The sequence below is a fragment of the Haliea sp. genome, assembly GCF_041395985.1.
In the GTDB taxonomy this organism is placed as follows: Bacteria; Pseudomonadota; Gammaproteobacteria; order Pseudomonadales; family Halieaceae; genus Haliea.
In genome coordinates, this window is the sequence record NZ_JAWKZJ010000005.1 from 92073 (window position 1) to 114320 (window position 22248).

At 62.2% G+C, this 22248-nt stretch carries 28 protein-coding genes; 15 read left to right on the plus strand and 13 right to left on the minus strand.

What is annotated here, in order from left to right:
• Nucleotides 1-5: 5 nt before the first annotated feature.
• The gene (locus tag R3E49_RS10675; RefSeq protein ID WP_371295041.1) at nt 6-608 is read left to right on the plus strand and encodes an SIS domain-containing protein; all 603 of its coding nucleotides are present in this window, start codon (nt 6-8) and stop codon (nt 606-608) included.
• A gap of 2 nt (nt 609-610) precedes the next feature.
• Nucleotides 611-1183, plus strand: coding sequence for a BON domain-containing protein (locus tag R3E49_RS10680; RefSeq protein ID WP_371295042.1), 573 nt, complete (start codon nt 611-613; stop codon nt 1181-1183).
• A 27-nt stretch (nt 1184-1210) separates the two neighbouring features.
• Here R3E49_RS10680 and R3E49_RS10685 read toward each other — a convergent pair whose 3' ends face one another.
• From R3E49_RS10685 to zapE, 7 genes are all read right to left on the minus strand, one after another.
• The gene (locus R3E49_RS10685; protein ID WP_371295237.1) at nt 1211-1615 is read right to left on the minus strand and encodes a ClpXP protease specificity-enhancing factor; all 405 of its coding nucleotides are present in this window, start codon (nt 1613-1615) and stop codon (nt 1211-1213) included.
• A gap of 40 nt (nt 1616-1655) precedes the next feature.
• Entirely contained in the window at nt 1656-2288 is a 633-nt protein-coding gene (locus R3E49_RS10690; RefSeq protein ID WP_371295238.1) for a glutathione S-transferase N-terminal domain-containing protein, read from the minus strand.
• 78 nt (nt 2289-2366) lie between these two features.
• Nucleotides 2367-4406, minus strand: a complete 2040-nt coding sequence (locus R3E49_RS10695) for a ubiquinol-cytochrome c reductase (protein ID WP_371295043.1) — start codon at nt 4404-4406, stop codon at nt 2367-2369.
• A complete protein-coding gene (petA, locus tag R3E49_RS10700) occupies nt 4406-5002 on the minus strand; it encodes a ubiquinol-cytochrome c reductase iron-sulfur subunit (protein WP_371295044.1) in 597 nt (198 codons plus the stop codon). The genes R3E49_RS10695 and petA overlap by 1 nt, the downstream gene beginning before the upstream one ends.
• Before the next feature lie 237 nt (nt 5003-5239).
• Complete coding sequence (rpsI, locus tag R3E49_RS10705) at nt 5240-5632, minus strand: 30S ribosomal protein S9 (protein WP_371295045.1); 393 nt, start codon at nt 5630-5632, stop codon at nt 5240-5242.
• A gap of 13 nt (nt 5633-5645) precedes the next feature.
• On the minus strand, nt 5646-6074 hold the full coding sequence (rplM, locus tag R3E49_RS10710; RefSeq protein ID WP_339637621.1) for a 50S ribosomal protein L13: 429 nt from the start codon (nt 6072-6074) through the stop codon (nt 5646-5648).
• A 113-nt stretch (nt 6075-6187) separates the two neighbouring features.
• The gene (gene zapE / locus R3E49_RS10715) at nt 6188-7288 is read right to left on the minus strand and encodes a cell division protein ZapE (RefSeq protein ID WP_371295046.1); all 1101 of its coding nucleotides are present in this window, start codon (nt 7286-7288) and stop codon (nt 6188-6190) included.
• Nucleotides 7289-7441: 153 nt separating this feature from the next.
• Between zapE and R3E49_RS10720 the strand changes: the two genes are divergently transcribed.
• Nucleotides 7442-7900 carry a YhcB family protein gene (locus R3E49_RS10720; RefSeq protein ID WP_371295047.1) on the plus strand — a complete coding sequence of 153 codons (459 nt, stop codon included), beginning with the start codon at nt 7442-7444 and terminating at the stop codon, nt 7898-7900.
• A gap of 9 nt (nt 7901-7909) precedes the next feature.
• Here the strand turns inward: R3E49_RS10720 and R3E49_RS10725 are convergent, their stop codons facing one another.
• Nucleotides 7910-8671 (minus strand): Nif3-like dinuclear metal center hexameric protein, encoded by a 762-nt coding sequence (locus tag R3E49_RS10725; RefSeq protein WP_371295048.1) that lies wholly within the window; start codon nt 8669-8671, stop codon nt 7910-7912.
• Nucleotides 8672-8764: 93 nt separating this feature from the next.
• Between R3E49_RS10725 and R3E49_RS10730 the strand changes: the two genes are divergently transcribed.
• Entirely contained in the window at nt 8765-9877 is a 1113-nt protein-coding gene (locus R3E49_RS10730; protein WP_371295049.1) for a S1C family serine protease, read from the plus strand.
• Nucleotides 9878-9887: 10 nt separating this feature from the next.
• Here the strand turns inward: R3E49_RS10730 and hisD are convergent, their stop codons facing one another.
• The 5 genes from hisD to R3E49_RS10755 form a co-directional block, all read right to left on the minus strand.
• Complete coding sequence (hisD, locus tag R3E49_RS10735) at nt 9888-11183, minus strand: histidinol dehydrogenase (protein WP_371295050.1); 1296 nt, start codon at nt 11181-11183, stop codon at nt 9888-9890.
• A gap of 1 nt (nt 11184) precedes the next feature.
• Entirely contained in the window at nt 11185-11820 is a 636-nt protein-coding gene (gene hisG, locus R3E49_RS10740; protein WP_371295051.1) for an ATP phosphoribosyltransferase, read from the minus strand.
• A gap of 8 nt (nt 11821-11828) precedes the next feature.
• Complete coding sequence (murA, locus tag R3E49_RS10745) at nt 11829-13091, minus strand: UDP-N-acetylglucosamine 1-carboxyvinyltransferase (protein WP_371295052.1); 1263 nt, start codon at nt 13089-13091, stop codon at nt 11829-11831.
• A 22-nt stretch (nt 13092-13113) separates the two neighbouring features.
• Nucleotides 13114-13356 carry a BolA family protein gene (locus R3E49_RS10750; protein WP_371295053.1) on the minus strand — a complete coding sequence of 81 codons (243 nt, stop codon included), beginning with the start codon at nt 13354-13356 and terminating at the stop codon, nt 13114-13116.
• A 97-nt stretch (nt 13357-13453) separates the two neighbouring features.
• Entirely contained in the window at nt 13454-14116 is a 663-nt protein-coding gene (locus tag R3E49_RS10755; RefSeq protein ID WP_371295054.1) for a phospholipid-binding protein MlaC, read from the minus strand.
• Between the two features lie 156 nt (nt 14117-14272).
• On the opposite strand from R3E49_RS10755, the gene R3E49_RS10760 reads away from it, so the two are divergent.
• The 11 genes from R3E49_RS10760 (at nt 14273) to R3E49_RS10810 (ending at nt 22213) form a co-directional block, all read left to right on the plus strand.
• The gene (locus R3E49_RS10760; protein WP_371295055.1) at nt 14273-15250 is read left to right on the plus strand and encodes a calcium/sodium antiporter; all 978 of its coding nucleotides are present in this window, start codon (nt 14273-14275) and stop codon (nt 15248-15250) included.
• A 14-nt stretch (nt 15251-15264) separates the two neighbouring features.
• Nucleotides 15265-16242, plus strand: coding sequence for a KpsF/GutQ family sugar-phosphate isomerase (locus R3E49_RS10765; RefSeq protein ID WP_371295056.1), 978 nt, complete (start codon nt 15265-15267; stop codon nt 16240-16242).
• A 1-nt stretch (nt 16243) separates the two neighbouring features.
• The gene (locus tag R3E49_RS10770; RefSeq protein ID WP_371295057.1) at nt 16244-16765 is read left to right on the plus strand and encodes a KdsC family phosphatase; all 522 of its coding nucleotides are present in this window, start codon (nt 16244-16246) and stop codon (nt 16763-16765) included.
• Nucleotides 16765-17325: an LPS export ABC transporter periplasmic protein LptC gene (gene lptC, locus R3E49_RS10775; protein WP_371295058.1), complete on the plus strand. Its 561-nt coding sequence runs from the start codon at nt 16765-16767 to the stop codon at nt 17323-17325. Before R3E49_RS10770 ends, lptC begins: the two co-directional genes overlap by 1 nt.
• On the plus strand, nt 17306-17884 hold the full coding sequence (gene lptA / locus R3E49_RS10780; protein ID WP_290744732.1) for a lipopolysaccharide transport periplasmic protein LptA: 579 nt from the start codon (nt 17306-17308) through the stop codon (nt 17882-17884). The genes lptC and lptA overlap by 20 nt, the downstream gene beginning before the upstream one ends.
• Nucleotides 17862-18587 (plus strand): LPS export ABC transporter ATP-binding protein, encoded by a 726-nt coding sequence (gene lptB / locus R3E49_RS10785; RefSeq protein ID WP_290744734.1) that lies wholly within the window; start codon nt 17862-17864, stop codon nt 18585-18587. Before lptA ends, lptB begins: the two co-directional genes overlap by 23 nt.
• Nucleotides 18588-18728: 141 nt before the next feature.
• On the plus strand, nt 18729-20216 hold the full coding sequence (locus R3E49_RS10790; RefSeq protein ID WP_371295059.1) for an RNA polymerase factor sigma-54: 1488 nt from the start codon (nt 18729-18731) through the stop codon (nt 20214-20216).
• Between the two features lie 107 nt (nt 20217-20323).
• Complete coding sequence (gene hpf, locus R3E49_RS10795) at nt 20324-20611, plus strand: ribosome hibernation-promoting factor, HPF/YfiA family (RefSeq protein WP_290744738.1); 288 nt, start codon at nt 20324-20326, stop codon at nt 20609-20611.
• Between the two features lie 8 nt (nt 20612-20619).
• Nucleotides 20620-21078 (plus strand): PTS IIA-like nitrogen regulatory protein PtsN, encoded by a 459-nt coding sequence (ptsN, locus tag R3E49_RS10800; protein ID WP_371295060.1) that lies wholly within the window; start codon nt 20620-20622, stop codon nt 21076-21078.
• Nucleotides 21079-21086: 8 nt separating this feature from the next.
• Nucleotides 21087-21941 carry an RNase adapter RapZ gene (gene rapZ / locus R3E49_RS10805; RefSeq protein WP_371295061.1) on the plus strand — a complete coding sequence of 285 codons (855 nt, stop codon included), beginning with the start codon at nt 21087-21089 and terminating at the stop codon, nt 21939-21941.
• A gap of 2 nt (nt 21942-21943) precedes the next feature.
• Complete coding sequence (locus R3E49_RS10810; RefSeq protein ID WP_371295062.1) at nt 21944-22213, plus strand: HPr family phosphocarrier protein; 270 nt, start codon at nt 21944-21946, stop codon at nt 22211-22213.
• Nucleotides 22214-22248 lie beyond the last annotated feature (35 nt).

The window sequence follows — 22248 nt, forward strand, 5'->3', positions numbered from 1 at the left end:
CATGCATGGATGATGATTACGGGCTGATTGCCGACACCGTGCAGGACAGCATCAGCGCACTGGCAATGGCGGTAGACGAACTGGCGGGGCCTGTGCAACAGGCTGCAGCCAGCATCGTGGCGACGCTGCTGCGAGAAGGCAAGGTCATGGCCTGCGGCAACGGCGTCGACGCCGGCCTCAGCCATCTCTTCTGCAGCGCGCTGCTGGCCGGCCTTGAACGGGATCGCCCCTCACTGCCGGCGATTGCCCTGGCAGCCGACGGGGCCAGCCTGTCGGGCATCGCCCACGAGCAGGGTATTGAGGAGATCTGGGCCCGCCAGGTACGAGCACTGGGTCAGCCAGGAGATACCCTGGTCTGCTTCAGTAGCGGACCTGCGGCAGACAGCCTGTTGCGAGCCATTGCGGCGGCACAGGAACGCAACGTTACCGTCGTGCTGCTGTCCAACGCCGTGGAAGCCTCACTGCCGGCAATACTGAGGGACACTGACATCCGCATTGCCTGCGCAGCCGCGCGGCGTCCCCGGGTGATAGAATTGCACACCGTGGTCATTCACTTGCTCTGTGAGTTGATTGATCGCAGCCTGTTTGGTAACTACAACGGAAACTGACCATGAAACAGATTGCACCGCTCTTCGCCCTTCTCGGCAGCCTGCTTCTCGCTGGCTGCGGGAGCATGCTGGCCACCGTAGAGGCGGACTCTATCGAGGATAAACCGGACGAGCGCACCATGGCGCAACGGCTTGAGGACGAGAGCATCGAAATCAAGTCCATCGTCAACATTCATGCTGCCAACACGGCATTTGACGATGCCCACCTGATCGCCGTCAGCTACAACGGCTATGTACTGCTCGCCGGTCAGGTCAGCAGCCCTGACCTGAAGGCGCAGGCGGCGGAGGAAGTGCGCAAAATACGCGGCGTGCGGCGCATCTACAACGAAATCGATGTGAAGGCGCCTACCGGGGCACTGGTGCGCACCAGCGATGCCTGGATAACCACCAAGATCAAATCCTGGCTACTGGCGAACATGGACACACCCGGAGTGCGCACCAAGGTGGTTACGGAGAACAGTGTGGTGTATCTGATGGGGCTGGTGTCGCAGGAGGAGGCGCGCAGGATATCCGATGTGGCCGCCTCGGTCTCTGGCGTCACCCGTGTCGTGCAGTTGTTCGAGATTCTGCCCTGATCAGCTTGATCGTGCAGGCCGCTGGCGCTACTTGACGATTTTCAGCGCCGGACGGCCCTCCGGTTTTGACGAGGACGGCCCCCCGTCATCTCCCGGCGGGCTGTCCGGCGGCTCCGGCGACGGGTCCTCCGCTTCAAACACCATGCCCTGGCCGTTCTCACGGGCATAAATCCCGATCACCGCCGAAACCGGCAACAGAATATCCGTCGGCGTACCGCCGAAGCGTCCATTGAAACTGATCCACTCGTTGCCGATCAGCAACTCGATCACCGCCGTCGGGCTCACGTTGAGCACGATCTGCCCATCCTTTACATACTGGGCAGGCACTTCAACGCCCGGGCGCCGGGCGTCGACCAGCAGGTAGGGCGTACAGTCGTTGTCGACAATCCACTCGTACAGCGCCCGCATGATGTAGGGCCGACTGGGCGTCATCGTTGCGGAGTCGTCAGACATGTGGGCTACCCGGCGCGCCCTAGGGGCGCATCTCGCGTTCCTGCTCGGAGAGGCTCTCCTGGAACGACTCACGACCAAACAGGGCATCCATGTAGGCCAGCAGGGGCTTGGTTTGCTTGCCGGGGCGAATATCAATCCCCAGGGAGGGCAATCGCCAGAGGATCGGAGCCAGACAGCAATCCACCAGGGTGAACTCCTCGCTCATGAAGAACGGCTTTTCAGCAAAAATGGGGGCGATACCCACCAGCCCATCGCGCAGTTCCTTGGTGGCCTTGCTGACCACGTTGTCACTGCGTGAGTGCTGGATGGAGTCCACCAGCGAACACCAGTCCTTTTCAATCCGGTGGATGTAGAGGCGACTTTCGGCACGCGCAACGGGGTACACCGGCAGCAGCGGGGGATGCGGGAACCGCTCGTCCAGATACTCCATCATCACCTTGGATTCGTACAGTACGAGATCGCGGTCGACGAGCGTCGGCAGTGAATTATACGGGTTGAGGTCGGCCAGTTCCGCCGGCGGATGGGCACCATCCGACTCAATCATATCCACCGTGACGCCCTTCTCGGCCAGCACGATGCGCACCCGGTGGCTGTATTGGCTGGCACTGTCAGAGAAGAAGGTCATGGAAGACCGTTTCGCCACCACACCCATTGCGTTGTCATCAGCTCGTTTCATAGTGCAATCCAGAACGTGAGGGAGACCGGCAAGATGCCGGTCCCGGGGGGCATATCAGTGAACGTCTTTCCAGTACTCGCGGTTCAACAGCCAGGCAAAAATGAAGAACAATGCGATGAACAGCAGCACGTACACACCGATGCGCTGCCGGTCCGCTGCGCTGGGCTCGGCCGTGTAGGCAAGGAAATTCACCAGGTCGTACATGGCACTGTCGAATTCTTCGGGTGACATGGCGCCTTCCTGTACCAGGGTGAACTGGCCGCAGGGCTCTTCAAGCAGCGGCTCTCCGGTCAGTGGATCGCGACGCACACCGCCGTTGTTCGCCTTGCCGGGGCCCATCGCACAGGCCTGCAGGCCCTGCAGTTCCAGCATAACGTGCGGCATGCCTACATCCTTGAACACCTTGTTGTTCACGCCGTAGGGACGGCTTTCATCCAGGTAGAACGTGCGCAGGTAGGTATACAACCACTCGGGCTGGCGGGCCCGGGAGACCAGGGTGAGATCCGGGGGCGTGGCGCCGAACCAGGTCTTGGCCAGACGGTCATCCATGGCATTGTCCATGAGCTCGCCGATACGCACATCGGTATCGAAGATCAGGTTCTCGGTGAACAGGTCCTCCGGAATGCCCAGATCCTCCGCGGTGCGCTTGTAGCGTGCGTACTTCAGCGAGTGGCAGGCCATACAGTAGTTCATGTACAGCTTGGCGCCGTTCTGCAGGGACGGCTTGTCGTGCGGGTTCACACTGATCTCGTCGCAGGGCATGGAGCCGCAGTTGTATTCACCGCCGGCGCCCACTGCCTTCAGAGGCAGTATGGTAAGCGTGAGAATCAGGGCGAGGCCGGCGATACTACCCCAGAACCCGATACCGCCATCCATCGTCACACGTTCCGGAACCGGCTTGGTCTTGTCCAGAGAGGACCAGATCGGCATCAGCAGGAAAAACGCGAAGTAGAACACGGAGCAGATCTGGGCCAGCAGCGTGCGCTCCGGCGTCGGCGCCTTGACGCCCAGGACGCCAAGGATCAGGAAGCTCGCCACGAACAGCACCAGCATGACTTTGTTAAGGTTGCCGCGGTAGCGCCAGGACTTGACCGGGCTGCGGTCCAACCAGGGCAGCAGGAACGGTATCGCCACGGAGGCCGCAAAGGCGACGAAGCCCCAGAACTTGTCCGGCACCGCGCGCAGCACGGAGTAGAAAGGCGTGAAGTACCAGACCGGCGCGATATGATCCGGCGTCTTCAGGGCATTCGCTTCCTCAAAATTGGCGTACTCAAGGAAGAACCCGCCCATCTCCGGCATGAAGAACATCACGGCACAGAAGATAAACAGGAATACGCCGATGGCCTGCAGGTCGTGGACCGTGTAGTACGGATGGAAAGCCACGCCGTCCAGCGGCACGCCATCCGGACCCTTGTGCTTCTTGATGTCAACGCCATCCGGGTTATTGGAACCCACTTCGTGCAGCGCCAGCAGGTGCAGCACGACCAGCGCGAGCAGCACGATCGGCAGGGCGACAACGTGCAGGGCGAAGAACCGGTTCAGGGTGACACCTGAAATCAGGTAGTCGCCGCGAATCCAGGTGACCAGGTCTTCACCGACCACCGGAATGGCACCAAACAGGGAAATGATCACCTGTGCACCCCAGTAGGACATCTGGCCCCAGGGCAACACGTAGCCCACGAATGCCTCGGCCATCAGCACAACGAAGATCAGCATGCCAAAGATCCAGATCAGCTCGCGGGGCTTTTTGTAGGAGCCGTAAATCAGCGCCCGGAACATGTGCAGGTACACCACCACGAAGAACGCTGAAGCGCCGGTGGAGTGCATGTAGCGCAGTATCCAGCCGTAGTCCACATCACGCATGATGTATTCGACCGAGGCAAAGGCCTGTTCTGCGCTGGGGGTATAGTTCATGGTGAGCCAGATACCCGTCAACAACTGGTTTACCAGAACCAGCAGCGACAGCACACCAAAGTAGTACCAGAGGTTGAAGTTCTTCGGCGCGTAGTACTGGCCCATATGGGTGTTCCAGGCGCGCATGATCGGCAGGCGTTCGTCTACCCAGTCACGCAATCCTACAAGCATATTGATCATCAGGCTGCCTCCGCGTCCACGCCAATTACCAGAACCGACTCGGTCTCAAAGGAGTACGGCGGCACCACCAGGTTGGTGGACGCCGGGACGCCGGCGTAGACGCGCCCGGACAAATCAAACTTGGAACCGTGGCAGGGGCAGAAAAAGCCGCCCAGCCACTCATCACCGCCCAGATCGGCTGCGCCGACTTCGGGCCGGTATTTGGGTGCGCACCCCAGGTGGGTGCACAAACCTTCAGCAACGAAGATCTCGGGGCGCAGTGCGCGCGCCGGGCCGTCGATGTACGCCGGCTGCGTCGAGATCGCAGAGTCGGGGTCTTTCAGATCACCGGTCAACTTGTCCAGATCAGCCAGCATGGCGGCAGTGCGGTGGACCACGTAGACCGGCTTGCCGCGCCACTCGACCACGATCATCTGGCCAGGCTCCAGCTTGCTGATGTCAGCCTTCACCGGTGCACCTGCGGCTTTCGCCTTGGCAGATGGGTTCCAGGACCCGACAAACGGCACCGCGATACCCACTGCGCCGGCAACGCCAACCACACTCGTCGCGGCGGTCAGGAAACGTCTCCTGCCGGTGTTCACGCCATCGCTACTCATGCTTTTCACTCCTGATTACCGGCCTGGCCACTGACGATGACAGGCTCGGGTGACGACATCGCAAAAAATGCCGCAAATAGTAATGATTTTGTTCGTTGCTGGCAACATAAAGCCCCTGAAAGAGCCAGGGATTCGCCAGTAACTCCCTGTTTTTTCAGCACAAAAAAACGCCCGGCCTGAATACCAAACCGGACGTTTTCGATACGAGGCAGCCGGCCCGATCGGCCAACCGCACACTCAGCGCTTGGAGTACTGCGGACGCTTGCGCGCCTTGCGCAAACCCACTTTCTTCCGTTCGACTTCACGCGCGTCGCGGGTGACAAAGCCGGCACGGCGCAGGGTGCCGCGCAGCGCTTCGTCGTAGTCCATCAGGGCACGAGTGATACCGTGACGAATGGCGCCGGCCTGGCCGAAACTACCGCCGCCTTCGACCGTCACGTTGACGTCGAACTTGTCGGCCAGTTCCACCAACTCGAGAGGCTGGCGCACAATCATGCGCGCCACTTCGCGACCGAAGTACTGGTCGAGCGGGCGTTTGTTGACCGTGATGTTACCGCCGCCGGTCTGGATGAACACACGGGCCGTGGAGGTCTTGCGGCGGCCGGTTCCGTAATACTGGGTTGCTGACATAGAAGGATATCCGTTAGATGTTCAATGCTTGCGGCTGCTGGGCGGTGTGCGGATGCTCTGCGCCCGCGTAGACCTTCAGCTTCTTGAACATGGCGCGACCCAGCGGATTGCGGGGCAGCATGCCCTTCACCGCGGTCTGCAGCACACGCTCAGGCGCCTTGTCGATCAGCTTCTCAAACGAGATGGACTTGATGCCGCCAATGAACCCCGTGTGGTGGTGGTACATCTTGTCTTTGGCCTTGGCACCGGTCACGTGGATCTTTTCGGCATTAATCACCACGATGTAGTCGCCAGTATCAACGTGCGGTGTGTACTCAGCCTTGTGCTTGCCGCGCAAGCGGTGGGCGATTTCGCTGGCCAGGCGCCCGAGGGTCTTGCCTGACGCATCGACGACAAACCAGTCGTGGCGCACGTCTTCGGCTTTGGCACTGAAAGTTTTCATGAATAAACGCCTCTTGGAGGGCTCCAATTTCGAGAGCGCGAATACTACTGCTTCGCACCCGGCTTTTCAAGCACCGCTGAAAATAATCTGTCGCCGGGCAGAGTCACTCGCGCTCAGGGTCGGTGCTCCCTGGCGAGATAGTCGTGAGACTGCATTTCCTGCAAACGGGACACGGTCCGCTGGAACTCGAACCTCAAGCGGTGGCCATCATACAGGTCCAACAGCTGCCTGTCAGCAGCCATCACCAGCTTTACGTTGCGATCGTAGAACTCGTCGACCAGGTTGATGAAGCGGCGCGCGGCGTCATCATTGCCGACGCCCAGAGCCGGCACGCCGGACAGCACCACCGCATGGAACTCGCGGGCGAGCTCGATGTAGTCGTTCTGTGAGCGCGGCCCTTCACACAGCTCGGCGAAGTCAAACCAGACCACATCATCGGCCACACTGCGCGTGCGAATGGCGCGGCCATTGATCTGCAGACTGGCGCCCTCGGTCGCGGCATGCGGCGCCAGGCGCTCGAAACTCTGGCGCAGGCTGACATCCGCTTCGGCATCCAGTGGGTAGTGATAAAGCTCCGCCCTCTCCAGCGTACGCAGTCGATAATCCACACCCGCATCCACATTCACCACCTGTGTATGCTGTTCGATCAGCGCGATGGCGGGAAGGAAACGCTGCCGCTGGAGACCATTCAGATACAGCCGGGAGGGTTCGATGTTGGAGGTGGCCACCAGCGTCACGCCACGCGCGAAGAGCGCCTCCATCAGGCCACCCAGAATCATGGCATCCGCGATGTCGGTGACGAAGAACTCATCGAAACACACCACACGGGCATCGGCGGCGAGATGGTCTGCCACCTGCTGCAGTGGATTCTTCTCCCCCGCCAGCTGCTTCAACTCTGCGTGCACGCGCTGCATGAAGCGGTGGAAATGCACACGCAGCTTGCGCTCGAAAGGCAGGCAATCGAAGAAGGTGTCCATCAGATAGGTCTTGCCGCGACCCACGCCGCCCCACAGGTACAGGCCCCGCTCCGGTGCCGCAGGACGGCGCCGCCACCACTGCCACCACGCTGAGCGACGCTGTTCCTGTTGTACCAGGCGCTCAAAGACATCCTGCAACAGACGCACGGCCGCCTCCTGCGCAGGATCACAGGAAAACCCCGGCTGCTGCAAATCTGCCTGGTAGCGCTCCCAGGGCGTCTGTTGCGCTGCACTCACGCCGCTGTCCGACCTCTGGTTGATGGGAAAACTGGCGGCACACTCTATCCATGCAGCGAGGCCTTGGCAACGCTTTCGCCAGACCCGCGCTAGAGTCCCCGGCAGATTGCGGTATACTCGCCACTGCCCTTCCCGCCGCAAAGAGGAAACCCTGTGTACAGTTTGACGATTCTGATAGTCACCGGCGCCATCACTCTGCTCGTGGGCGGCGCCGTCGGCCTGCTGCTCGGCCGCCGCCTGTCTGCAGACGGCCAGCGGCTGCGCGACACGGAGCGCAAGCTGGACCAGATGACCCAGGATAAACGGGCCTATGAAAACGAGGTGGTTGAGCATTTCACGCAGACCGCGAGGCTGCTGAACACCCTGACCGACAGCTACCGCAATGTCCACAACCACCTTGCCGCAGGCGCGGAGACCCTGTGTCAGGACAAGGGACCGGTATCCCTGGAGCGTTTACAGGGAGGCGCCGAGGACGACGCCGAGATACCGGCACACCTGGCACACATCCAGCCGCCCCTGGACTACGCGCCGAAAACCTCTCCCGGTGAAAAGGGCATGCTCAACGAGGAATTCGGCATCGAGCGTCAGCCCAAACCCGCGCAGGATCGCTGAAGCGCTCATCTACACCGGGTTATCGATATCGATAAACCGGTGCTCCAGACCGAATTCGGCGGCAAGATGCGCCCCGAGCGCCTGTACGCCATAGCGCTCCGTCGCATGGTGTCCCGCCGCCACGAAGTGAATACCCTCCTCCCGCGCGATATGCACCGTCGGCTCGGAAACCTCGCCGGTGAGGTACAGGTCCGCACCCGCCGCCACCGCTTGCCCGATATACGACTGGGCAGCACCGGTACACCAGGCAACCCGCCGGACTGACTGCTCGGGGTCCCCGACGTGGAGAGGTCTGCGCCCGGCGAACCGCGCAATGTCATCAAGCAGTTCCGCCACCTTGCGCGGTGCGGGCAGGTGGCCGATATTGCCCACGGCCGCCGCGTCGTCGGGGTCCAGGGGCTGCACGTCGATCATGCCCAGCAGGGCACCCAGCCGTGCATTATTCCCCAGGTCGGGGTGGGCATCGAGCGGCAGATGGTAGGCCAACAGGCTGATATCGTGTTCCAGCAGCGTGGCCAACCGCCGGCGCTTCATGCCCACCACAGGCTCCGCCTCACCGCGCCAGAAATATCCATGGTGTACCAGGATGGCATCCGCCCGCTGCTCAACTGCCGCCTCCAACAGGGCCTGGCAGGCGGTGACACCGCTGACCAGGCGTTGCACCTGGGCGCGCCCCTCCACCTGCAGGCCGTTGGGGCAGTAGTCGCGAAAGCGCGCAACATCCAGCAGTTGGTCAGTGTGGCGTACCAGTTTTTGCAACGGGACAGGCATGGCGGTATTCCGGGATTTCTGCGGTTTCGTGGCTGTGGATGTTTCGACCATCATATACAATGGCGCTGCAATTCGACACACGGCCGCCACCCTATGCCCAACAGCCTGCGCTATTTTGTCTGGCCCGCGATTGCCGGCCTGCTGGCGGCCCTGTTGATTCTGGACCGCTGGGTTCTGCCGCGCAGCGACGCGGGAAATCGCGGTGATACCGCCATGAGCTATGCCGCCGCGGTGCGCAGCGCCACACCCGCGGTTGTCAACATCTACACGGCAAAGCTGATCCCCTCCCGCGGCGAAACGCGCCCGGGCGACCTGCTCAACCGGCCGTCAAACCGGGTACCCGCGCAGCGCCAGCGAATTGAACGCTCACTGGGTTCAGGCGTCATCATGACCGCCGAGGGCCATGTGCTTACCAACAACCATGTCATCCATGAAGCCGACGCTATCCAGGTGCTATTGCACGACGGGCGCTCGGCAAATGCCGTGGTGATCGGTACGGACCCGGCCACGGATCTCGCGGTGCTGAAAATCAACCTTGAAGACCTGCAACCCATCACCCTCGGCAACTCCGACACCGCGCGCGTGGGTGATGTGGTGCTGGCCATTGGCAACCCCCTGGGCTTCGGCCACTCGGTTACCCAGGGGATTGTTTCAGCGCTGGGCCGCTACGGGCTGCAGCTCTCGGCCTATGAGGATTACATCCAGACCGATGCCATCATTCATCTCGGGAATTCCGGTGGCGCGCTGGTCAATGCCCGCGGGGAACTGCTGGGCATCAACACGCTGATCTACACCGGCGCCGACCAGACCCGGGGCAGCGCGACCGGCATCGGCATCAGCCTGGCCACACCGGTCAACATGGCCCTGTTTGTGATGGAGGACCTGATTCGCTATGGCGAGGTCATCCGCGGCTGGCTGGGCGTGAGCGTGGCACCCGTTCGCGGGCTGGATGAACGCCGGCCGGGCATGCAGTTACTTGAAGTGACGGCGATGGCAGAGGACAGCCCGGCACAGCGGGCGGGCATCCAGGTACGCGACATCATCACCCACATCGATGGCGAGCCGGTACAGGACGGACGCATTACGATGCACCGCATCGCGCAACTGCGCCCGGGAGACAATATCGACATCACGGTGCAGCGCAACCAGCAATCCATCGACCTGCGCGCCATCGTCGGTACGCTGCGCCATTCACCCACCATCTAGCGCGTGATCGTCAGTCGTCGCGCAGGCGCAGCTCCGCACTGCGTGCGTGGGCGGTCAGCTGTTCGCCGCGGGCCAGCGTCGATGCGACGCGCCCCAGCGTCTGCACACCGGCCTCACTGCACATGATCAACGAACTGCGCTTCTGGAAATCGTAGACACCCAACGGAGAGAAAAAGCGTGCTGTACGTGACGTGGGCAGCACATGATTGGGCCCGGCACAGTAATCGCCCAGGCTCTCCGAGGTGTAGGCGCCCATGAAAATGGCACCTGCGTGCCTGATCTGGGGCAGCAGCGCTTCAGGGTCGGCGACGGACAGCTCGAGGTGTTCCGGTGCGAGGCGATTGCAGAGCGCGACAGCCTCCGCAAGGTCACGGGTGAGGATGAGGGCACCGCGCCCGGTGAGTGATGCGCGAATGATCTCTGACCGCTCCATGGCAGGCAGCAGGCGTTCAATGCTCTCCGCCACCCGCGCGATGTAATCCGCATCGGGACACAGCAGCAACGACTGGGCGTTTTCATCATGTTCCGCCTGCGAAAACAAATCCATCGCCACCCAGTCCGGATCGGTGGTGCCATCGCAGACAATGAGTATTTCTGATGGACCGGCGATCATGTCGATGCCCACCCGGCCAAACACCTGGCGCTTCGCGGTCGCCACATACATGTTGCCCGGGCCGACAATCTTGTCCACCGCCGGCACCGTGGCCGTACCGTAGGCCAGCGCGGCAACCGCCTGGGCGCCACCCAGGGTGAAGACGCGATCCACACCGGCGATGGCGGCAGCGGCCAGCACCAGATCGTTCAACTCACCCTCCGGCGCGGGAACGACCATCACGATCTCGTCCACCCCCGCCACCCGTGCGGGCAGGGCGTTCATCAGCACTGACGAGGGATAGCTCGCCTTACCGCCCGGCACGTAGATACCAACCCGCTCCAGCGCCGTAATCTGCTGGCCGAGCAGGTTGCCCTCTTCGTCCCGATACTGCCAACTGGCCTGCCGCTGGTGCTCGTGGTAGCTGCGAATCCGTGCCGCAGCCTGCTCCAGAGCCAGCCGCTGAGGCTGGGGAATCGTGTTCAGCGCCTGCTGCAGGCGCTCCGGTGGGACCTCCAGCTGGGCCGCGGCAGCAACAGACCGCCGATCAAAGCGCGCGGTGTACTCCAGCAGCGCGTCGTCACCGCGCTGGCGCACCGCCGCGATAATCTCCGCAACGGCCGCTTCTACCGCGGTGTCCAGCCCCTCTTCCCAGGCTGTCAGGGCATCCAGGCTCTGGTCGAAGTCTGCACTGCGGGTGTCAAGACGCCGCATTTCAGTCGACCTCCGCCGCCGCCGCGAGGCGCTCGACAAGCTCATGGACCACACCATACCGGGCCCGCATGGCGGCCTTGTTGACGATGAGGCGGGAGCTGATTCGGGCGATTTCGTCCAGCGGCTCCATGCCATTGGCCCGCAGCGTGTTACCGGTGTCGACGATGTCGACAATCAAATCTGCCAGATCCATCATCGGCGCCAACTCCATGGCCCCGTACAGTTTGATGACATCGGCGTGGACGCCCTGCGCGGCGAAGTGTCGCCGGGCGATATTGACGAACTTGGTGGCCACGCGAACACGAGCACCGGACGCCGACCAGCCGACGGGGCCCGCAGTCATCAGCCGGCAGCGGGCAATCCCGAGGTCCAGCGGTTCGTAGAGACCCTCAGCACCGTGTTCCAGCAGAATGTCCTTACCCACCACACCAAGGTCGGCAGCACCATGGCGCACATAGGTGGGGACATCGGTACCGCGAATCACGACCAGCTGAATGTCGGCCCGCGTCGTGGCGAAGATCAGCTTCCGGCTGCTGTGAATATCCTCCAGCGGCTCGATACCGGCTCTGGCCAGCAAAGGCAGGGTTTCCTGCAGTATGCGGCCTTTCGTCAAGGCCATGGTCAAAGGTTGTGCCATAGCGGACCTCAGCTGGACAGGCGACGGATATCCGCCCCCAGTGCCTGCAGTTTCTCTTCGATACACTCGTAGCCGCGGTCGATGTGGTAGATGCGATCGATAATGGTCTCTCCCTCGGCAACCAGCGCCGCGATGACCAGGCTTGCCGACGCGCGCAGGTCGCTGGCCATCACCGGTGCACCCTGCAGACCGGGCTGCCCGGTGATGATGGCGGTATTGCCTTCAATCACAATGTGCGCACCCATGCGATTCATTTCATGGGTCTGGATGAGCCGGTTTTCAAACACGGTCTCGGTGACCGTGGCCGTGCCCTCGGCAATGGCGTTCATGGCGGTAAACTGGGCCTGCATATCCGTGGGAAAACCAGGATAGGGTGCCGTCTTCACGCTCACGGCGCGCGGCCGCCGACCTTCCATATCCAGCGCAATCCAGTCCTCACCCTGCTCCACCTTCGCGCCGGCCGCTGCCAGTTTGGCCAGCACCACTTCAAGGGCATGCGGACAGGTCTGACGCAGCATAATGCTGCCGCCGGTCGCAGCGGCTGCCACGAGGTAGGTACCGGTTTCGATGCGGTCGGGCATCACCCGATACTCGCAACCGTGCAGCCGTTCCACCCCGTCAATCGTTATCGTGTCTGATCCGTGGCCGCTGATGTGCGCACCCATGGCAATCAGGCATTCCGCCAGATCCACCACTTCTGGCTCGCGGGCCGCGTTCTCAATCACCGTGCGCCCATCCGCGAGGGTAGCCGCCATCATGATGTTCTCGGTACCGCCGACGGTCACCGTCTCCATCACAATACGGGCACCGCGCAAACGACCGCTGACTTCCGCGTTGATGTAGCCACCGTCAACGGTGATCTGTGCCCCCATTGCCTCCAGGCCTTTCAGGTGCAGATCGACCGGGCGGCTGCCAATGGCACAGCCTCCAGGGAAGGACACGTGGGCACGCCCGAAGCGGGCGACCATAGGGCCCAGCACGAGAATCGAGGCACGCATCGTCTTGACCAGTTCGTAGGGCGCAGAGAACTCGGTGACATCGCTGGCGTCCACCTCAATACCCAGCTTTTCGTCCAGGGTCAGTTTCACGCCCATGCAGCCCAGCAGTTCGATCATCGTGGTGATGTCGTGCAGGTGCGGCAAGTTGCTGATAATCACGCGCTCGTCGGTCAGCAAGGTCGCTGCCAGAATGGGCAGCGCCGCGTTCTTGGCACCGGAAATGCGCAGCTCACCGTGCAGGCGATGCCCGCCGCGAATAGCCAATTTATCCACTAGATACTCCTGACGAACGGGCTCAGCCGCCCGCGCCCCATTGCTCAGGGGTAAACGTGCGTATGTTCACCGCGTGAATACTGCCATTGGCAATCTGCTCGGCAAGCGCGGCATACACCAGCTGCTGCCGCTGCACAGGGCGCTTGCCCTCAAAGACCTCGCCGATGGCCGTGATGTCGTAACGGTTGCCTTCACCCTCAACCCGGACATCGCAGTCCTGTAAATGAGCCTCAAGCAGGGCTGTTACGGTTGCCGCATCCATCATGTTCTTTCCCCAAAACAAGCCGCATTGGCGCAAGGCGCCGCATTCTAGGCGAATCGACGCTCAGTGGCGAGTGCCGCGACAGGTGCTCCCGGCCACGTCAGCTCTGGATATCCACCGCTGACCACTGTGCAATCACGGTGTCCAGATCGCCACCGTGCTTGCGTGCGGAAGCCTCGAACTGGCTGCGGTAAATCTCGCCGAGGTTGACATTCTCGATAACCAGGTTGCGCAGTTTCCACTGGCCATCGCGATCGCGCCCCATGTGATACACCAACACGTAGGGTTCGGCACCGCTGTTGTAGATCAGCTGCCGGACGGCGGCACGCGGGCCCGCCGACTCTTCTGCGCTGAGGTCAGGGACTTCGATTCTGGAGCCACCAAAGGCCAGCAGACCCTTGCCGTAGGTACGCACCAGACCCTCGCGCATGACCTCCGTGAAGCGCTCCAGCTGGTCGCGCAGCTGGTCGCGACCGGCGCCGTCCAGGGAGCGATAACGCTCTACACTGGCATAGGGGCCCATCACGCCACGGGCGAAGCCGCGGAAATCCACCACATCGTCCAGTATGGCCTGCAAGGTGTTGTAGAACCGCTCGGGCTCCGTGTCCATGTAGCCCTCGGCCTCGCTGACCGCAGACATCACCTGGTCGGTCGCCTGCCTGACCACCTCGTGGGCACCGAGTGGCGCAACCGGCTCAGTGGCCTGTACATTTAGGGCCACAACCATAAGCAGGGTTGCAGCCCATTGCAGCAATTGGGTCATACCTTATCCTTGAATGTCATTACATGCCGGTCGGCGCTCTGTATACTGCGCTCCCACAACCCCTGTGCCGAGAGCTGCCACGGCGTTCGACACCGCCGCGCCGGCAACAGTTCCATCGCTGTGGGGGCCGTCTACTTTAACAGGAAATGCGCTTTTATGCTGTTAGCAACAGCTGCCATTGTCATCGGCTTCCTGATTCTGATCTGGAGCGCCGATGTATTCATCGCGGGGGCGGCATCGCTGGCGGCAAACCTCGGCATGTCGCCGATTGTCATCGGCTTGACCATTGTATCGATAGGCACCTCTGCACCGGAGATCCTCGTTTCGCTGACCGCAGCGGTCACCGGTGCCGGAGCACTTGCCATTGGCAACGCGCTGGGCTCCAACATCGCCAATATCGGCCTTGTGCTCGGCGTGACGCTGCTGATTGCGCCACTGAAGGTACACCCCGGCTGCATGCGGCGCGAGCTGCCCACGTTGCTGCTGGTCACCCTGGCGGCAGCGCTTTTGCTCATCGACGGCGAGCTGTCCCCGCTGGACGGCATGGTCATGCTGGCAACGCTGGCGATCATCATGACCGCAATGCTGCGCGGCGAAGCTACCGACCCCGAGCTGCTGCAGGAGGCCTCCGAACTGACCCGCGAGCCCACCCCCCTGGCAACCGCCTGGCTCAAGTTTGGTGGCGGATTGCTGCTGCTGGTTGCCAGCTCGCGACTGCTTGTGTGGGGCGCCACCGGCATTGCTGAACAACTGGGGGTATCAGAGCTGGTCATCGGCCTGACCATCGTGGCCATCGGCACCAGTCTGCCGGAACTTGCGGCGACGGTGGCCAGTGCCCTGCGCGGCCATGCGGACATTGCTGTGGGCAACGTTATCGGCTCCAACCTGTTCAACCTGCTCGCGGTGATGGCCATTCCGGGCCTGATCGAAACCCAGGCCCTCGACGCCCTGGTGCTGTACCGGGACTACCTCACCATGGCCGGTATGACGCTGCTACTGGCGGCAGCGGTCTACCTGAGCCGCGGCCGGCACAAATCGGGTACGGAGGGCTATGCCTATATCGGCCGCAGCCTCGGCCTACTGTTACTGGCGGTGTACGGGCTGTACTATTACTGGCTGTACCGGACCCGCTGAGCCTGCCGCCCGCCATGCACGCACATGACCCTGCTGCCCACATCGCTTCCGCGCAACGCACGATCCGCATGGAGCGCGATGCCATCGCCGAACTCGAAGCACGTATCGGTGCCGGCTTCGCTGGCGCCTGCGAGCTACTGCTCGCCGTGAAGGGGCGCGTGATCGTAACGGGCATGGGAAAGTCCGGGCATATTGCCAGCAAGATTGCCGCCACCCTGGCAAGCACGGGCACACCCGCCTTTTATGTGCATCCAGCGGAGGCGAGCCACGGCGACATCGGCATGATCACTGCGGACGATGCGGTGATTGCCCTTTCCAACAGCGGCCGCTCGCCCGAGGTTGTCACACTGCTGCCGCTACTCAAACGGCTCGGCATACCGCTGATCAGCATGACCGGCAATCCCGATTCCCCCCTCGCCGAAGCCTCCGATGCCCACCTGGATACGGGCGTACACACGGAAGCCTGCCCGCTGAACCTTGCACCCACCTCCAGCACGACCACTGCGTTGGTCATGGGTGACGCGCTGGCCATCGCGCTACTGGAAGCACGCGGTTTCACAGCAGAGGATTTCGCCTTTTCACACCCGGGCGGCACGCTGGGTAAAAAGCTGCTCCTCAAGGTTGAGGACATCATGCATACCGGGGCGGCGATCCCGCGGGTAACACCCGCTACGCCACTGTCCGAGGCGCTGCTGGAAATCAGTCGCAAGGGGCTGGGAATGACCACCGTCACCGGGCCGGAGGACACACTGGTGGGAATATTCACCGACGGCGACCTGAGGCGCGCGCTGGACGAGGACGTGGATGTGCGCAACACCCCGATCAGCGACCTGATGACCCGCGGTGCGAAGACAATCGGGCCCAACATGCTGGCAGCCGAGGCGCTGCGCATCATGGAAGAAAACAAAATCACCTCCCTCGTTGTGCAACGCGGAGGGCGTATGGTGGGTGTGATTCACTTGATGAACCTTCTGCATGCGGGTATCGCCTGATATGGCCACCGAGCCCCACCCCGCACGGGCTATCCGGCTGCTGGCGCTTGATGTCGACGGCGTCCTGAGTGACGGCCGGGTGACCTACGCCAGCGATGGCAGCGAGTTGAAGTCCTTCAATATCAAGGATGGACTGGGTATCAAACTGCTGCAGCGTTGCGGCATACGGGTGGCGATCATTACCGGCCGCCGTTCGGATATGGTCGCCAGACGGGCCACAGAGCTGGGCATCGTCGACCTGTTCGAGGGCCGGGAAGACAAGCTCAGTGCACTGCAGGAACTCGGGAAACACCTGGGCCTGGCTCTCACCGAATGTGCCTACATGGGCGACGACCTTCCCGATCTCGGTGCAATTTGCGCGGCAGGTATCGGGATGACCGTGTCCGATGCGGTGCCTGAGGTGCGCGCCGCCGCAGACTGGTGCAGCCGCGCCCCGGGCGGTGCGGGGGCCGTGCGGGAGGCCGCCGAGTGGCTGTTGCAGGCGCGCGGGCAGTGGGACGACCTGCTCACAGAGTTCCGCTGATGGAGCGACGCAGGCGTCCATGGCTTCTCGCGGCGGTGCTGGTCGGCGTGGCGGCGTGGTACCTGGGCATCACGGGCGGTGGTCCGCTGGAGCGCAGACCCGTGGCGCAACAGGCAGATATTGTACAGACCTATCTGCTAGACTCGCGCAGCCTGACCTATGCGGAAGACGGTAACCTCGCCCATGTCATGGAGGCCGTGCGTGTGGAACATCGGGGTGACGATGAGGTCTCAGATCTGGAGCAGCCAAGGTTCTACTCGCATGACGGCAACAACCAGACCTGGTCGGCCAGTGCCACGCGCGGCCGGCTCAAGCACCGGACTGGCATACTGATATTGCGCAAAGACGTGGTGCTGACTGATGACAAGGCCGGGGGTGTTCTGGAAACCAGCGCCATGACCCTCAACCTGAAACAGCGCACCGCAAGGTCCAAGGTCCCGGTCAGGGTGACCCAGGGCAACAATGTACTTACCGCCGACGGGATGTTCGCAGACCTGAAGCGCCAAACCATACGCCTGATGCCCGGCGTGGAGGGGATCTATGTTCCGGAAGGCTCCTGAGGGGAGTCGCATTGGCCCACGTGCACTCAGCATCGGGCTTGCGGTGATCAGCCTGCTGCTGGCCAGCGCCACACAGGCGCTGCCCAGCGACCGCGAGCAGCCAATTCGAATCAGTGCTGATCAGGCCCTGCGCGATGAGCGCGAGGGCTTTACCGAATACACGGGAAACGTGCGTCTGCAACAGGGCAGCCTGCAGATCCAGGCCAACAAGCTCACCATCTTCCATGGCCGGGAGGCCGCTGACCGCATCGTGGCGGAAGGCAGCCCGGCGCGTATGCAGCAGCAGCCGGCGGCCGACAAGGCGGTTATTCACGCGGCAGCGCTCAGCATCGAGTATTTCAAATCCCAGGAGCGGGTGAAACTCAGCCGCGAAGCGCGGATTGAGCAGGACGGCTCGATTGTTACCGGCAATACCATCGATTATTTCATGGCGGAGCAGCGGGTCAGGGCCGACGCCGGTCGGCGCGAGGACGGCGGCCGGGTCGAGGTCGTCATCCCCGCCGAGGTGCTGGAAGGCGACGAACAAGAGGCGCAGCGTGGCGCAACTCAGGGCGAGTAACCTGGCCAAGGCCTACCGGGGTCGCAAGGTGGTCATCGACGTCTCGCTGGAGATTTCCAGTGGGCAGGTGGTCGGTCTGCTGGGCCCCAACGGGGCAGGTAAAACCACCTGCTTCTACATGGTGGTTGGCATTATCACGGCAGACGCCGGGCGCATCGAACTGAATGGCGAAGATATCACGTCACTGGCGATGCACGACCGGGCGCGCCGCGGGCTTGGCTACCTGCCCCAGGAGGCCTCCATTTTCCGCAAGCTGAGCGTGCAGGACAACCTGCTCGCGATTCTCGAAACGCGGCCCGACCTGGGCAAGGCCGAGCGACTGGCACACTGCGACCGGCTGCTGGAGGAGTTCCACCTGACTCACCTGCGCACCAGCCTCGGCCAGGCACTGTCCGGAGGCGAGCGGCGCCGCGTGGAAATCGCCCGCGCACTGGCGACCGAGCCCGACTTCATCCTGCTTGACGAACCCTTCGCCGGCGTGGACCCGATCTCGGTTTCCGATATCAAGGACATCATCATTCATCTGCGCAAGCGCGGCATAGGCGTGTTGATCACAGACCACAACGTCCGCGAAACCCTCGACATCTGCGAGCGTGCCTACATCGTCGGCGAGGGGCATATCATCGCCGAGGGAAATGCCCAGGAAGTGCTGGAAAACCCCCGCGTGCGCAAGGTCTATCTGGGCGAGCACTTCAGGCTTTGACGCAGGGCCTCACCCCTGCCCCGGGCCTCCACAATCCCGCAAGCAAATTTCGCGCCATTCTGTTGCGCGGCTACCTGCGCCAGCGCTACACTGGCATCACAGCCAACCCGCGGCGGTACCCGGGATGAATCCAGTACGTTGATGAAACAGTCGCTTCAACTCAAGCTTGGCCAACAGCTGACAATGACGCCGCAGCTGCAACAGGCCATCAAGCTGCTGCAGCTGAGCACCCTGGATTTGCAGCAGGAGATCCAGCAGGCGCTGGACAGTAACCCACTGCTGGAACTTGCCGAGGACGACTACGACGCCGAGGCTGAAGCCCGCGCGCTGGCGACCGAGAACAGCCAGTCCACCGGAGAAGCCACTCCGGAACAGGCCGAGCGCGACGTCGCCGCTAGCGCTGACGAATGGCAAACCGACACCCTCCCCGATGAACTCCCTGTCGACACCCAGTGGGATGACCTGCTGCCCTCCTCGTCGGCTCCCGCGAGTCAGGGGGAGGACGCGTTTGACGGCGATTTTGACGCGCGCAACAATGCCCGCGACAGTCTGCAGGACCAGCTGCTCTGGCAACTGAACCTGACTCGCCTGTCAGACACCGATCGCATCATCGCCATGGCCATTATCGATGCGACCGACGCCAACGGTCGCCTGCAGAGCAGCGTCGAGGATATCCACGAGTCCCTGACGCCGGATCTGGACATCGACCTCGACGAGGTCGTGGCAGTGCTGCACTGCCTGCAGCAGTTTGAACCGGCCGGGGTCTGTACACGCGACCTGCAGGAATGCCTGCTTGTGCAACTGCAACAGCTTCCCCCGGGGACACCCTGCGTGGAACAGGCGCGGCTGATGATCAGCCGGCACATGGCACAACTGGGCAGCGGAGACTACAAGCAGATCATGCGCCGTATGCGCCTCAGCGAAGCACAGCTGAAAGAAGTGCTAGACCTGATCCGCACCCTCGACCCAAACCCGGGGCAAAGCGTCGGCGAAGACACCACGGAGTACGTGGTTCCCGATGTCTTCGTGAGCAAGCGCAACGGCCGCTGGGTGGTCGAGCTCAACCCTGACATCGCCCCCAAGCTGCGCATCAATGACAGCTACGCCAGCCTGATACGTCGCGCCGACAGCAGCGCCGACAACACCTTCCTGAAGGACAACCTCCAGGAAGCGCGCTGGTTCCTGAAGAGCCTGCACAGCCGCAACGAAACGCTGATGAAAGTGGCGAGCAAGATCGTGGAACACCAGCGCAATTTCCTTGAGTATGGCGAAGAAGCCATGAAGCCGTTGGTGCTGCATGACATTGCGGAAGCCATCGAGATGCACGAATCGACCATATCCCGCGCCACGACACGCAAGTACATGCACACGCCGAGGGGTATCTTCGAACTGAAATATTTCTTTTCCAGCCATGTGGGCACGACTGAGGGTGGCGAGGCCTCTTCCACCGCCATCAAGGCGCTGATTCGCAAGCTGGTGGCAGCGGAAAACCCGCGCAAACCGCTCAGCGACAGCAAGATTGCGGCCGTATTGGAGGAGCAGGGTTTGCAGGTGGCCCGCCGTACCGTGGCCAAATATCGCGAGATGCTGATGATCCCGCCCTCCAATGAGCGCAAGAGATTGGTCTAGACTATCAGTGTACTGCCCGGCAGTACTTTGTCAGGTTGCCGCTGGCAGAAAGCGGCACACCGGTTCCGGGCGACCAGCCCGGCTTTCATGAGAAGAAGGAGTCAGGTATGCAATTGAACGTCAGCGGACACCACGTAGAGGTTACTCATGCGCTGCGTGAATATGTGGAGAGTAAGTTCGAGCGCCTGCAGCGACATTTTGACCAGATAACCAATACCGAAGTCACCCTGATTGTGGAAAAAATGGTGCAGAAGGCCGAGGCCAACGTGCACATTTCAGGCGCGGATATCTTTGCCGCAGCGGAGTCAGAGGACATGTATGCAGCGATTGACGCACTGGCGGACAAGCTCGACCGCCAGCTCATCAAACACAAAGAAAAGGCGCGAGCCCGTTAGGAACTTTCATGCACGTTCTTTCTGAACTGCTGACGCCGGGGCGCACGGTCTGCCGTGCCCCCGGCAGCAGTAAAAAAAGGCTCTTTGAAACGCTGGCCAGCGTCGTCAGCGAGAACAGCCCGGAGCTCGCGGAGGCGGATATCTTCGCCCAGCTCATCGCGCGCGAACGCCTGGGCAGTACCGGTCTTGGCGCCGGCATTGCCATTCCGCATTGCCGTATCGCCAATTGCAGCCAGCCCATCGGTTGCCTGGTCACGCTGGAGGAGCCCATTGACTTTGACGCACCGGACGATTTGCCGGTGGATATCCTGTTTGTGCTGCTGGTGCCCGAAGAGGCCCACCAGGCCCACCTGGACATCCTGGCACGCATCGCCCGCCTGTTCAGTCAGTCCAGCTTCTGCGACGCACTGCGTGATGCCCCCGACAGTGCCACGCTGTTCCAGCGCGCGACCGAGTGGCAGGCCTGACCCGCGCCATGCACCTGGTAATCATCTCAGGCCGCTCGGGGTCCGGCAAAAGTACCGCCCTGCACCAGTTGGAAGACGAGGGGTTTTACTGCATTGACAACCTCCCCGCGGCCCTGCTGCCTGCCTTGGTCGATGAGGCCAGCCGCCCGGGCTTTGAGCATTTCCGCGGTGCTGCGGTGTGCATTGATGCACGCAACGCCTGGCGCAATCTCGAAGACTTTAACGCCATCGTCGACGCACTGCCGGACAGTGTGCGCAGCGAAATCCTGTTTCTGGACGCGCAGGACAGCGTGCTGATCAAGCGGTTCAGCGAAACCCGGCGCAAACACCCCTTGAGTGGCGAGCAGATGCCGCTGGCGGAAGCCATCGAGCGCGAACGCGAGCTGCTTGAACCCATCGCCAGTGCCGCTGCGCTGGTGCTGGACACCAGCCAGCTGACCATCTACGAACTGCGGGATGCCGTGCGGCAGCGGCTGATCGGCGAAAGTTCGGGCAGCATGTCGGTACTGATACAGTCCTTTGGCTTCAAACGCGGCGTGCCGACGGATGCTGATCTGGTGTTCGATGTGCGCATGCTGCCCAACCCCCACTGGGTGAAAGAACTGCGCCTGCAGAATGGGCTTGACACGGAAGTGCGGGACTTTCTCGAAGCACAGCCGATGACCGGCGAGTTGTTCGACAGCATTTGCGAATATCTGGATCGCTGGCTGCCGCAGTACCGGGACAGCAACCGCAGCTACATGACCGTGGCGATCGGTTGTACCGGTGGCCAACATCGGTCAGTATATCTTGCGGCCAGGCTCTACCGGCACTACAAAGAGCAGTACCCGCAGGTTCATATTCGCCACCGGGAACTGCAGTAACCGTGATTCAAGCGCAACTGACCATCATCAACAAACTCGGGCTGCATGCACGTGCCGCCGCCAAGTTCGTCAGCTGTACCGCGGGCTACAGCAGCACTGTGCGGGCCGGCCGCAACGGCGAGATGGTCGACGGCAAGAGCATCATGTCCATCATGATGCTGGCGGCGGGGCAAGGCACGGTGCTCGACATCGAGGTCGATGGCCACGATGAGGAAGCCGCACTCGAGGCGTTGCGCACGCTGGTTGAGAACCGCTTTGATGAAGGTGAATAGGTCACACTGACTCCCCGCCACATTGTTACGCCCGG